Annotated in this window: 15 protein-coding genes; 11 read left to right on the top strand and 4 right to left on the bottom strand. The window is 39.6% G+C overall.

Annotation, left to right across the window (positions count from 1 at the left end; translation table 11 throughout):
* Positions 1–96 precede the first annotated feature (96 nt).
* The 3 genes from KXD93_RS24780 (at position 97) to KXD93_RS24770 (ending at position 2,810) form a co-directional block, all read left to right on the top strand.
* A complete protein-coding gene (locus tag KXD93_RS24780; RefSeq protein ID WP_258140138.1) occupies positions 97–540 on the top strand; it encodes a DUF2141 domain-containing protein in 444 nt (147 codons plus the stop codon).
* A 72-nt stretch (positions 541–612) separates the two neighbouring features.
* Positions 613–1,299, top strand: a complete 687-nt coding sequence (locus KXD93_RS24775; protein WP_258140136.1) for a DUF4397 domain-containing protein — start codon at positions 613–615, stop codon at positions 1,297–1,299.
* Positions 1,300–1,562: 263 nt separating this feature from the next.
* Positions 1,563–2,810 (top strand): IPT/TIG domain-containing protein, encoded by a 1,248-nt coding sequence (locus KXD93_RS24770; protein WP_258140134.1) that lies wholly within the window; start codon positions 1,563–1,565, stop codon positions 2,808–2,810.
* 89 nt (positions 2,811–2,899) lie between these two features.
* Here KXD93_RS24770 and KXD93_RS24765 read toward each other — a convergent pair whose 3' ends face one another.
* Positions 2,900–3,565 (bottom strand): hypothetical protein, encoded by a 666-nt coding sequence (locus KXD93_RS24765; protein ID WP_258140132.1) that lies wholly within the window; start codon positions 3,563–3,565, stop codon positions 2,900–2,902.
* A 4-nt stretch (positions 3,566–3,569) separates the two neighbouring features.
* Positions 3,570–3,731, bottom strand: coding sequence for a hypothetical protein (locus tag KXD93_RS24760; RefSeq protein WP_258140131.1), 162 nt, complete (start codon positions 3,729–3,731; stop codon positions 3,570–3,572).
* Positions 3,732–4,373: 642 nt separating this feature from the next.
* On the opposite strand from KXD93_RS24760, the gene KXD93_RS24755 reads away from it, so the two are divergent.
* Positions 4,374–5,429 (top strand): protein kinase domain-containing protein, encoded by a 1,056-nt coding sequence (locus KXD93_RS24755; protein WP_258140130.1) that lies wholly within the window; start codon positions 4,374–4,376, stop codon positions 5,427–5,429.
* Between the two features lie 2 nt (positions 5,430–5,431).
* The gene (locus tag KXD93_RS24750; protein WP_258140129.1) at positions 5,432–6,982 is read left to right on the top strand and encodes a tetratricopeptide repeat protein; all 1,551 of its coding nucleotides are present in this window, start codon (positions 5,432–5,434) and stop codon (positions 6,980–6,982) included.
* On the opposite strand, the gene KXD93_RS24745 is transcribed toward KXD93_RS24750, so the two are convergent.
* The gene (locus KXD93_RS24745) at positions 6,977–7,870 is read right to left on the bottom strand and encodes an ImmA/IrrE family metallo-endopeptidase (RefSeq protein ID WP_258140128.1); all 894 of its coding nucleotides are present in this window, start codon (positions 7,868–7,870) and stop codon (positions 6,977–6,979) included. The two genes, KXD93_RS24750 and KXD93_RS24745, sit on opposite strands and share 6 nt — an antisense overlap.
* Positions 7,860–8,204 carry a helix-turn-helix domain-containing protein gene (locus KXD93_RS24740; RefSeq protein WP_258140126.1) on the bottom strand — a complete coding sequence of 115 codons (345 nt, stop codon included), beginning with the start codon at positions 8,202–8,204 and terminating at the stop codon, positions 7,860–7,862. Before KXD93_RS24740 ends, KXD93_RS24745 begins: the two co-directional genes overlap by 11 nt.
* Before the next feature lie 206 nt (positions 8,205–8,410).
* Between KXD93_RS24740 and KXD93_RS24735 the strand changes: the two genes are divergently transcribed.
* From KXD93_RS24735 to KXD93_RS24710, 6 genes are all read left to right on the top strand, one after another.
* Entirely contained in the window at positions 8,411–8,884 is a 474-nt protein-coding gene (locus tag KXD93_RS24735; RefSeq protein ID WP_258140125.1) for a multiubiquitin domain-containing protein, read from the top strand.
* The gene (locus tag KXD93_RS24730) at positions 8,877–9,272 is read left to right on the top strand and encodes an E2/UBC family protein (protein ID WP_258140124.1); all 396 of its coding nucleotides are present in this window, start codon (positions 8,877–8,879) and stop codon (positions 9,270–9,272) included. Before KXD93_RS24735 ends, KXD93_RS24730 begins: the two co-directional genes overlap by 8 nt.
* Positions 9,269–10,678, top strand: a complete 1,410-nt coding sequence (locus KXD93_RS24725; RefSeq protein ID WP_258140122.1) for a ThiF family adenylyltransferase — start codon at positions 9,269–9,271, stop codon at positions 10,676–10,678. Before KXD93_RS24730 ends, KXD93_RS24725 begins: the two co-directional genes overlap by 4 nt.
* 3 nt (positions 10,679–10,681) lie before the next feature.
* Positions 10,682–11,026: a ubiquitination-like system serine protease family protein gene (locus KXD93_RS24720; RefSeq protein WP_258140120.1), complete on the top strand. Its 345-nt coding sequence runs from the start codon at positions 10,682–10,684 to the stop codon at positions 11,024–11,026.
* 134 nt (positions 11,027–11,160) lie between these two features.
* Complete coding sequence (locus KXD93_RS24715) at positions 11,161–11,724, top strand: hypothetical protein (protein ID WP_258140119.1); 564 nt, start codon at positions 11,161–11,163, stop codon at positions 11,722–11,724.
* A gap of 342 nt (positions 11,725–12,066) precedes the next feature.
* Positions 12,067–12,675 carry a hypothetical protein gene (locus KXD93_RS24710; RefSeq protein ID WP_258140118.1) on the top strand — a complete coding sequence of 203 codons (609 nt, stop codon included), beginning with the start codon at positions 12,067–12,069 and terminating at the stop codon, positions 12,673–12,675.
* The last annotated feature ends 45 nt before the right edge of the window (positions 12,676–12,720 follow it).

The raw sequence follows: 12,720 nt of genomic DNA, 5'->3' as shown, positions 1-12,720 counted from the left end.
ACGATTATGCCCGCTTCGGTCAATTTTTAGGAGTAGGTTGTTCCGGATGCCGGTAGCTTTGGCCTAAAATCAATGTCAGAATTAAATTTTACAGCTATGAAAAAGTCAGCATTATTTGCCATTAAGCTCATCGTTGGGGCGGCGCTTGTTTTCCTCTCCTCGTATATAAGAGCGCAGGAAACACAGGTTAAAATTACCGGGATACGATCAGCAAAGGGAACCATCATCCTGAATGTTTTTAAGGATAACGAAACCTACAACAAGCAGCAGCCCTGCAAAACATTCACATTCGACAAGAAGTCGCTCGACAGCGGCACCCTCATCGTAAAGTGCAACCTCGAGCCGGGGACTTACGGGTTTACCATCGTCGACGATGAAAACGGGAACGGGAAAATCGATAAGAATTTAATAGGAATGCCAAAGGAGGGCTTCGGCTTTTCCAACTTCTTTTTGGAAAAGATGAAAAGGCCGGTGTTCGACGACTTCAAAGTCGACCTTAAACTAAAGCCGAAAATCGACATCAGGGTAAAATACATGTAACGGCGCGCCAGCTCCATAAAAGGGGCGGCGACCATTTAAATCTCAAATAAAAAAAGCAAAAACAACAACAGTATGAAAACAACAGCAATTTATAGAAAACTATTCACGGGCCTGGCGCTGGTGATAGCAGCAGCATCCTTCACCTCATGTAAGAAAAACACCATCGATCCGTCGGGACAATTTAACATCAAGGTAGTGAATGCCGCGGCCACATCCGGCCCGCAGAGTTTTACCCTGGCAAACTCGGTACTGGTAAGTGGCGGCCTAAGCTTTGGCGATGCCTCGGCCTACATAACAGCCCCCTCGGGTAAAAACATGGTTATGGAGTTCAAAACGGACGGAACAAATTCGGATTATGCAACCGGATCGCTTTATACCGCAAATGGCGTGAGCTTTACGGTGTACCTGGTCGGTAAGGGTTCATCGGCCAGGGTGAAATCATTTGAGGACGACCTGGCCACGCCGAACAATGGCAAGGTAAAGGTCAAGTTCATCCATTTAAGCGACGCTGCGCCATCGGTTATCACCATAAAAAATTCAGCCGGAGACGACCTGGTGACTACGCTGGTGCGGGATATTTCGAGCGGTTATAAATATGTGGACCCGGGAACCCTTACCGTCCAGTTTTATGGTACTGCGTCGAGGAATAACATTGGAAACTTCGACGTAACCGATCTGCAGGCCGGCAAGATCTACACCATTTACCTAACCGACTCGGCCAGCGGCAGCCTGCTGGTAAACAAGGTACTTCACAATTAACCGGTTAACGGCTATTTTAAATAACAAACAAGGCTTTATGATTATTGATCATAGGGCCTTGTTGTTTTTACCGGAGAATTTTCGGACCCGCGTTCCAAAGCGTTCCATTTTTTTACATGGAACACCCGGAACGCTGTGAAACACGCTGATTATCAATGGTTCCATTTTTAACCATTTTTTAAACCCCTACCGAAATGCTGATAATCACATAATCGCAAATTTGTTTATATTAGGATTTTTGAATTGTTTAATAACCTTACACAATGCTCCGTATAAAAACTTTGTTATTCCTTGGTGGCCTGTTGCTATCGCTATGTTATATTTCATGTAGCAAAACTGCGCTGAATAAACCCGATCCGCAGAAGAGTTTATCGGTAACCGCTATCAGCACAAGTTCAGGCAGCTATAACGCCAGTGTGATAATTACCGGGACCGGTTTCAGTATCGACACGGCTGCCGATAAGGTGACATTTAACGGCAAACCAGGCAAAGTTACTGCAGCCACCGCTACATCGCTTACGGTAATAGTGCCCAAAGGTGCGGGGACGGGTAATATTAAGGTGACTATTGGCAGCAATACGGTTGCCGGACCCACTTTTACTTACGTTTATACGGTAATGGTAAGCACGCTGGCAGGCAGCGGCCGCGATACCGTTATTGACGGAACAGGCGTTAATGCCTCATTTCATGGTATGTGGGGCATCGCTTCCGATAGTAAAGGAAACATCTACGCCCCAGACCCGCAAGCTAATGTGATCCGTAAGGTTACTCCCAAAGGCGTTGTGACAACTTTTGCCGGCAGTGGCAAATTGGGTTACGCCGACGGGAAAGGCCGTGCGGCTACATTTGGTACTCCCCAGGGCGTTGTGGTAGATAGCGATGACAACGTGTTTATTACGGATTGCTATTATAGATCGATAAGAAAGATCACGCCTGATGGTACAGTAACTACACTGGTAAAGAACGATGGAACTTTCCGCCTGATGGATGCGTTTACTATTGACGCCCAAAACAATATGTATCTCGAGGATTTTAATACCTTATATAAAATAACCCCTGCGGGGGTTGTAAGTGCTTTAGTTGGTGTGTACGGCCCTATCCTGGGCCTGGCTGTCGACAGCAAAGGCGTTATTTACAGATCAGGAGGTACCGGCATTTTTACAATAAATACGGCAACCGGGCAACTGGCTGTTTACGCAGGCAATGAACAGGCACTGGGTTATTCGGACGGCCCTGCGCTGCACGCCATGTTTCATTATCCCAACGGACTGGTGTTTGACAAAGCCGGCAACCTGTTTGTGGCTGACACTGATAATTGGATGGTACGGGAAATTACTACCGATGGAAATGTGGTAACCGTGGCAGGAAAACAACCATTAGTATATCCTCTAAAAGATGGCCCCGCCAGTGTTGCCACCTTTTATGCACCCTTTGGCATAACCATTGACCCCCAGGGTAATCTTTATGTTCAGGATGAGCTGCATGAGATCAGGAAAATTACATTTGAATAGCTAGCGCTAATCAGGAAGGCCTGTTGAAGATCATTTGTTAATTTTAATTCAACCTTTTCCATTTTTCCGCACTTTGCCCCGAAAAAATATCACAATGCCTTACGCAAATATTCATCACGGAGTATCTTAACGAAATCAACCTCTTTTCTCGGAAGAAAAAATCCAAGAATGCAATTAGCGTTGCGTACGCATATTTGAATATGGCTTTTTCGTTCAATGCCTGAACCGGGGAATGCTTCTCCGCCTTCAAGAAACGCTCCTCTCACCGAATCAAAAAGCTTAATATTAGTGTGTCCTTCTTTTGCAAATTTTTGATGTAAAGCGAATATTCTCTCGTTCATAAACTCGATCACCGCGCAGTCTAATTCCCGTTTTAGTTTATTTCCGTGCTTGTCGCCTTTAACATCGGTATTTTGGGGCATTGGCTTACCGAGCGTATTGTTGGAGAGTTTCATAAGGGTGTAATAGGCGGCAACAACCTCAATGTGTTTGCTATCTAAAAGATCACAACAATTTCCAAGATCGATCACTGCGCCAATTACAGCGGCTTCTTTGACCTTTTTTTGCTTAACATAATCTTCTGCCCATTCCAATGCACGCGTTTCATTGTATTCCCAAAAGTACATACCATGCCCAAGCCAGTCGTATGGCTTTTCGCTTTTCTTAATTTGATCAGGGTTTTGTAATAGTTTATCGCGCGTCTCACGATCGCAGCCATGAAAACCTATGACAAGGTTGGGTCTGCTATCATACATAATGCTAGCCCTCTATTTTTCCGAGTTCTTTGTAAGGCTGTGTGTAGTTACCTGCCTCATCCAGTATACCCGCCGCAACAAATGACCTAAGTGCCTCTTCCTTTGTTAGGCCCTTCTCTAACTTCTTAGCTAGCTCTATCAGTATCTGCAGGTCTTTTTCACTCATAATTATAGAAGTCTTTGTTATCTCTCAATTCATTAACACAAAGCTACTGATAAGGTTTAATATCAGCAAGCTTCTTCTTCTGCCGCTGATACTTTCTATACCATTCCTTTAGGCTGTATGGATTGCAAAAAGAGATTTGTACTTTTAATGAATAGCCCTGGTATTAGTTTACCCCGGAAAAAGGTGGAGACAGTAATTTATATTTTTTAAAATAGTGTGTTAGATAGTTTAATACCTATTACCTCGATACTTGTCTGCGGGCCACAAGGGAGGCTATGCGGCAGCGAAAAAAGGGAAAGCGCTTGCGGCGCAGGGGTGGAAATTACCCCGACATTACTTTATTCGCCGGCGGTAATTGATCAGAAGATCGGTTACATTCATGAAAATCTCCGGGGCAGTCCTTTGGACCGGTAAGGGCGGGATTTGTGGATGCAGCACATGAATATTGGTATAGCAGTGCCAATGTGGAAGGCCCGTTGAAGATTAGTTATTGATTTGAATTTAAGCGGGGCGCTTAAACTTGTTGGCATTCAGGCAAAATGCTTGAACGGGCGAAGGAAAGGCCTTAGTATTAATTAATCTTCGTTGACAAGTAATGTTACTTGCATATTATTGTTAAATTTGATTACCAAATATTAAACTTTGATATCACAAATTCAAACCCCAGCTTTTTACTTAGAAGGCAAGATCCTTAAAAATAATTGGGTTGTTCAAAAGGCGGTTCAAAAAACCCCCTTCAGTACCGGTGGAAACTTTTCATACTCGTACCACGTTTTGAATACGGAAACTGGCGAAAAAGCTTTTTTAAAAGCATTAGATTTTTCACGCGCTTTACATGCTGAAGATTCGGTAAAGGCGATGGCTAAGCTTATTCAGATGTTTAATTTTGAGCAGAGCATACTTGAAATGTGCCAGAATAAAAAATTAAGCCGTATTATAACTATTGTTGAGGCTGGTAATATCCCACCTGAACCAGACAGCTCCGTCCCTGTCCCCTATATTATTTTGGAGTTAGCTGACGGAGATATCTATTCTCAACTTGATTTTTCCGGATCAATTAATCATATTTTAAATCTAACTATTTTACATAGTATTACTGTTGCTTTATTTCAACTCCATAATGTCGGAATCTCCCACCAAGATGTTAAACCCTCAAATGTCTTAGTTCTAAAAGAAAAAAAACATAAACTCGGCGATTTAGGAAGGGCAGATATAAGAGGTGAAGTAACACCATTTGGAATGTTAGCATTTGCGGGCGACTTATCTTATGCGCCACCAGAAGCATTATATAAATCGGTTCAATCTGACTGGGTTTTTAGACGTGTCGCGAGTGACGCTTATCAACTAGGAAGCATGATTGTGTTTTTATATACACAAATGAGCATGACAACTGTCATGAAACAGTTTATCAGCCCAGAACATAATTGGAATAATTGGTCACAAACATATAGGGAAGTGCTTCCGTATCTATATGTGTCCTTGGAACAATCTGTCGAATTTTTTAAAAATCATGTAGACAACGAGGAATTGGGAGTAGCACTTGGCGAATTGGTTTATCAGCTTTGCGACCCAAATCCTGTTAAGAGAGGTCATCCTAAAACAATCGAAACTAAAAACAGTACAATTAGCTTAGAACGCTACATTTCTGCTTTTGACAGATTGATAAGAAAATTTGAAAGAAAGCTCCTATCAAACTAAGTATGTCAAGCTCAAATCTGAATAATACAATCCGAAACGTAATACCTCGATGGAGAGAATTTAATGAAACTTTGAGTTTGGGAGAGCTCTCTCCAATTACTAACACAAAAGTAACTACCCAATCAGACTTCATTAATTCAATCCAACACCAGCAAAAAATATTCGATTGGAAAATAAATCAGACAATTAGCGCTGCGATAGAATTGCTAAATTCATCTTATATAGTCGATGATGAAAACAGTTTGTTCGAAACGGCTAGTTTTTTAAAATCCGGAAAGCTAAATATAGCGCCATCAATAAAACATTTTTCCAACAGTGTATTAATTGTTAATCCTTTAAAGATTGAAGAAGAGCCCAACACAAGTTTTGAAAAATTTGATTCAATTATAGGGCAATTAATTAAAAAATTTAGACAGTCAGTATCCAATAATCCCAACAATCCAATAAGTTGGCTGGAATTAGCAAGACTTTATTTAATCATTGGCAAAGAGCAAGCCGCTGAAAGATGTATCGCGGTAGGATTGCAATTGGCACCCAACAATAGATATGTGAGCAGAGTGGTATCGCGGTATTTTACACATTCCGGTGATCTTAAAATGGCAAGAAAAGTTTTAAAACTTAATCCTTCCTTTTCCATAGACCCATGGCTAATTAGTGCTGATATTGGAATCTCCACTTTGGATAATAAAAGTTCTTTCCATATAAAAAGAGGGCTGGAATTAACCAATTCAAAGAATTATTCACCGTACGAATTGAATGAATTATTTTCTGCGTTAGCAACACAGGAACTATACTCTGGTAATGTCAAAAATTCTCGCAAATTATATAATTATTCACTTATCAGCCCGAATGACAATTCATTGGCACAAGCCGTTTGGGCGAGGCCCCAAGTTTCTGATCTTAATTTAACCCAATCAACATTTGAAAAGGTCTCACATATATCGGAGGCAAAAGCTTATTTTTATTTTAACAATAAACAATGGAATCAAGCGTACACCAATACTATTCAGTGGTTTATTGACCAACCATTTTCACGAGATCCAGCTGGCTTTGGTTCATTTATTGCAAGTTCAATTCTTGAAAACTTTGACGATGCCATAAAAATCTGTAGGTATGGTCTAAAGGCAACGCCCGGAGATTTTACTTTAATGAATAATATGGCTTTTTCATATCTAAAACAAGACGAACCTCAAAAAGCGCAAAATATAATCAACAGAATAAATATTCAAAACCTAAATGACCGCGAAAAGGTTATCTACTCCGCTACAAAAGGTTTATTAATGTATAAATTGGGATATACCGAGAATGGTGAAAGATTATATAATGAAGCCAGCCAGCAGGCTGATAAAATAAAGGATAAAAAGTTAAAATTCCTTGCAGATTTTCATCATCTAAGCATCCAACTAGAATATGAAGAGTTCCCCGTTTATCAACTGTCAAAAATTGACAAGCTTGCCGAGGAATTGAAGGGTCTCAAAGAAGAATACTTAACCGTACTTGTCAGTAACCTAAAAAATCGCATTGAGTTATTCAAAGATAAATTAATCTTATGAACTAATTATGATACGAGTTTTCGTTTTGATTTTTTCTCCACTAGGAAAAATAAAGACGAAAGCATTATAGCCATTACAAAAAAAGTGATAATTACATTCGATGGAGTTGTCGTCAGTAAGAATTGTTATTTCACTTTTTAGAAATTTTCGATTGGAATAATAGTCCTGGATAAAGGGGATTTCCAGAGATAGGTCTGGCCCCCAACCAAGCACGCCAAAATCGTTTGTAAAGTTATTTGACTGAACATAGGTTCGAACTGTAAACTGAGGAAACCCATAACCGATATTGATTTCCTTATTTAAAACTAACAGGGCACACCTTTTACTGCTTTGTTCAACATATCTCCTTAGTGCTGCATGAATTGACGACCCGAATATTTTAGCTAATTGCATTGCAGAGGCCAATTCAAGTGGTAATATATCCATTTGATCATTAAAAAGATTTAATTGAAATAATGAAGCTGAAGCAAAAAAGTTTGCTTCAGCTTCAAACTGTTCTTTAATATCGGGATCTAAGGTTTCGTCGTCATCCAGAAAATCATGAAGTCTACCTTGCCAAGTACACAATTCGTGGCCGGTTTCATGCAGCTTCACAAACTTCTTTCTTTGTTCTGATTGGGTTAAATCGAGATAAATTAATTTCTCCCTGCTATCCAAAACGCCTCGAACTTTAGCAACACCCTTAGTAGCTAGTCTTCTTATTAGCAAACCTGATTTGGCAAAAAAATTGTTCGGTATTTGGCTTAAATCAACACCAGAGTTTACACGCAACTCCGCGTATTGCAAAATCTTGTCTACAGGTGTTGGAAAAACGCCTAACGCTTTACTTTTGGAAAGTGCATCAAAAACTATATTTTCGATATCTTTTTTCTTTTTGTCATTTATCATCTTTTTGCTGGTATCGTAAAAATTTCAGATACTCTATAAGTCTCTTTTCTTCATCTCCGGTTAGATTTTCAGATGAAAAAGCAAAGTGCCCCTCTGTTTTAGAAGAGTCTTTTTTCTTTTCAACTATTCCGGCAGCCACCATCAAATCGTCAAAATTGATATTAAAGAGCTCTGATAACTTATATAAGGTATTAGCTGAAGGTTTCTTTATTTTGTCATTCTCTAATTGACTCAAGTAAGCATTAGACACTCCAGATTGTATTTCCACTTCTCTTAAAGACAGCCTTCTTAGTTCCCTGGCTTCCTTTAAAATCTTTCCTATTGTATTTTCCATGGCTTAAAAGTTTTGCGTATGCAAAACTAAATAATCTAAATATAATAAGCAAATGCTAAATTATATTTAAATTTAGCAAGCGCCTGATAAATTTATCAATTGATATTCAAGCGCTTGCTAAAAATATAAAATATTTATTTAGCAAACGCTTATTTTATCAAGCAATTGCATTAGATTTGTAGCAGAGTTTTAATAAATATCATAATATGGAAAATGTAAATAAGGGGGCAGACCTTTCAACGGCCAAGAATGTTTTATCGTTGACTATCGAAGATAAGCCGTACGAGTGGGGAAAACAGTATATCACTGGAAAAGAGGTAAAAAAACTTGGAGGCTTACCGCTCGAATCAGAGCTTTTTCTGACCATTTCCAGCCCGTGGAAAGATGAACCGATCAAGGATGACGAAGAAGTTGACATAGCCCGTCCGGGAATTGAAGGTTTTTACATCAAAAAGAAACTCAAATTTATTATCGATGGTAAGGAGTTTGAAACGGACCGTCAGTATATCCTGGGTGCAGAAATTAGGAAATTAGGAAATATTCCAATGGATTATGAGATTTTCCTTTCTATACACGGCCCTTTCGAGGATGAGTTAATTAAAGATGACACTAGGGTTGACCTTGCTCGCCCAGGTATCGAATCATTTTATGGCTGTAAACCGAATACGACTAATGGATAGTTCATTTTTGCCATCAAAAGACCGAGCTTATTTGAAAGCCAAACAGATTAAGTTCAGGGAAATCGAGAGCGGGGCCGTCAAAGGCCTCGTTCTCGATGATTTTACAATTGTGCCAGAGGGTAAATTCACTCAGGATAAATCTTCATTATTAATTATATTGCCGACAGGTTATCCGGATGTACCGCCTGATATGTTTTATTTCCTTCCAGAATTAAAATTAAAGGCCACCAATATCTACCCCGCGCAGGCTGACCAGTTTCCGACTCATTTTTCAGAAAAATGGCAACAATGGTCTAGACATGCTCCTGCCGAAAATTGGCGGGCCGGTAAAGACGGAATACATACTTATTTACAACGAGTTTATCTCGCATTAAACGTTGCAGCATGAGGTACACACTAACCTTACAGGAGCATCACTTGACGGAACTAAAACAGTTAGTTCTAAAACCAGATGGCTATGAACGGCCTGCAATTTTAATGTGCGGATTTTCAGAAGCCTCGAACGATATTTGGGACGGTGGAAGCGAAATGCGTTTCCTGTCAAAGGAGATCATTCCTATCCCCGATAATCAAATTAATTCACATACTTCGGCTATGGTAAACTGGGATACTGCGATATTCAGAAAAGCCATGAAAAGGGCGAAAGAAAACAATCTGCGTATCTGTTTGGTGCATTCTCATCCAGAAGGACATGAGCAATTTTCAGAAATTGATGATAAGCATGAAAAAGAGTTATTCGAAATGATATATAGCCGTAATGGTGGCATATTACCAAACTTAAGCCTAATCATAACTTGCAGCGGGGTGTTGACAGCAAGAGCCTGTACCAGCAATTTGGTTTACCACCAAATTGATTTTATTAGAGTAATGGGCAGTCGATATAACTTTTATTATAAGGGTAAATACACAGTCATTGCCAAAGAAGAATTCAGTCGCCAGCAACTGGCATTTGGACCTAGTTTAAACGCAGACTTATCCAAATTACGCATTGCGGTCGTTGGTAATGGTGCCACTGGTTCTGCTACCGCACATTTACTTGCAAGGCTGGGTGTTGGCCAAATCTTATTAGTTGATAAAGACTTGGTCGAGCGAAGCAATTTGAGTCGGCTTCATGGAGCAACCTCGAGCGATGCCGACCTCGGGAAATCTAAAGCAGCAGTTTTGGCGAAGTTTTTAGCTAATATTGGCATTGGCTGTCGTATCAGAAAAATAGAAGAATGGGTAGTAAATGCACAGGTGCGCGATGCTCTGAAAACTTGTGACATCATATTTAGTTGCACTGATGACAATTCGGGCCGTATCTTAATGAATAGGTTTGCGCACTTTTTTCTGGTTCCGGTTATTGACATGGGTATTGTAATTGATCCTGCAAAAGATCGGAAAGAGCAACTTGAAACATTACAGGGAAGGGTGACCATTGTACAGCCTGGAAATACCTGCCTATTATGTAGAAATATTGTGAATCGGCAATTAGCTCGCGAAGAAGATTTGAAGCGCAATGATCCTGTTGGTTATTTGCGACAAAAAGAGGAAGCTTACGTAATAGGCGAAAATAATCCCAGCCCGGCAGTGATTACGTTTACAAGTGAAGTGGCTACCATGGCAGTTAACGAATTGATTAACCGTTTAACGGGTTTTAAAACGAATGGCGTTGAAAAACATATTATAAGATTTTTTGACAAAGGCATTGACCGACGGCCGCACATCAGTCCAGACGAAGATTGCCCTATTTGTGGTTCAGACGAATATTGGGGCCGTGGAGATATGACCCCATTTCTTGATCAAATAAATTAACGAATGAGCAAATTCAGAATAAGATGCTGGAACAAGGTTTTGTTTCTGCTTCATGAAATTGATATTGGTTATGAAATCGTTTCTGCAAGACCAGATCCGGCAAAAATTACAGTAAAATGGATAACTTTTGTAGGAACTAAGGGCTTGTTAAAATGGGCATTGCTAAAATGCCCCTGCGGTTGTGGTGAGGTATTAAACTTGTCCTTAATGAAAAATTATGAACCAAATTGGGTAGTCAAGTTTGATTCAAAGAGCAGAGTAACCCTATCCCCTTCTGTTTGGAAAAACGATGGATGTCGCAGCCATTTTTTTATCAGAAAGGGAAAAGTAATTTGGGCAACTGCTTAGTATAGCAGCGCTAATCCGGAGAGTCCATTGAAGGTTATTTATTAATTTGGATTTAAGCGGGACGCTTAAATTATTGGCTTTCAGGCAAAATGCTTGCATGGGCGGAATAAAATAATTAAATTATTTTTTAATATATGAAAACGCTATTTGTTCTACTGATCGCAATATTTTTATTTATAACTTACTCCTTTGCGCAACAAGAAAAAGACACCATTTCTTTAAAAAAATATAACCATATCGGTTTCTTATATATCATTCACTTGGATAACAATAAAACAATAATATCCCAAAATGTAATTATTAGTCCAAGCCAGTGCAAATCTTTTGAAATAATCTCCAGGTTTGATTGTATTAGTAGGTTTGGAATATTTACCCCTTCTGGCGCAGGTATTATTAAATTAAACCCTAATACTAAAATGATTTTATTTAATCAAATACTAGATAAATTTCATATTAAAAAGGAAAATATTTCAAAAGTTTGGATTGATGATATGAATGTGGAAAATCCAGAAACAATTATAGCAACAGATGAGGGGATAATGGATGTTAAAATTATGTCAACCACCGTGAATAACTATGAGGTTCGCATTATTACGCCCGGACACCTAAAGAATTCTAACTCGCTGCAACCGGAAAAACGTAAAATTTTGCTTAATCCGCAAGAGGTAGTTGCAATTGAAAATTATTTGAACAATTAAAAAGCAGGTACCCACACTGGTCGAAGTTTATAACTTCGACCTAAAATACGACAAGCATTCTGCTTGTCAAATGAACACTCCAACCTGGCGCTGGTATCCGGGCACCCAAAAGAAGTGGGCTACTAGTGCCCACCTGCTTAGTAGCCAGCATATAAAGTACTCCCACCTAAATAGCAAACCCCCACAAATGTTAACCCCTATTTCTGAAAAATTTATGTAAACGATTGATTAACAGATATTTATTTCTATGTAAATCTTAAACTATGTTAACCCTGTAAACCCATTTTTTGGGTAGTCAGTGCGAAAAAAGTTAATTAGTTTTACGCTTCACATATTTACCAGATGAGGATCGTCCACATAAAATACTGTACCCTATGCCTTTTACTGTTGATAATTGCAAAGCAGGCACAGGCAATATTTTATGATGAACCTAAAGTGGTTTACATTCAGCCTTTGGGCCATGTCGAAAAATCGGACATCAACATGGTAAAATCGGCGATTGAACACTTTTATCACTATAAATGCATTGTTAAAACCGAGGTTAATTTTACCAGGGACATATTAGCTGATAGTAAAACCCGCTATGAGGCCAACAGGATCTTATCCAAATACAACACCAACGAAAACCTGCTTATTTTAACCGGGAAGGATATTGCCTGTGCAAATCCCGAACGGCATAGCACCGAATGGGGCATATTCGGTTTGGGTTACCGGCCGGGTAAAACATGCGTAATATCAACATTCAGGCTAAAGCGAAATGCCTCGGCACAGCTTTTACATTCGCGGCTAACCAAAGTTTGTTTGCATGAAATTGGCCATAACCTTGGTTTAAACCACTGCACCAGCGGCGACAAAAGATGTTTTATGAACGATGCCCGGGGCACAATAAAAGCGGTGGACCAGGAGCAAATATTTTTATGCGAAAAATGCAGGAAAGCGCTCAGTACTTAAGTTGAATTTCTGTAGCCGCAGGTGTTCCCCAATGCTATTATTTAA

It is taken from the genome of Mucilaginibacter phenanthrenivorans (assembly GCF_024721155.1).
In the GTDB taxonomy this organism is placed as follows: Bacteria; Bacteroidota; Bacteroidia; order Sphingobacteriales; family Sphingobacteriaceae; genus Mucilaginibacter; species Mucilaginibacter phenanthrenivorans.
The sequence above is the reverse complement of the archived record's forward strand: the minus strand, read 5'-3'. Positions and strand labels throughout refer to the sequence as shown.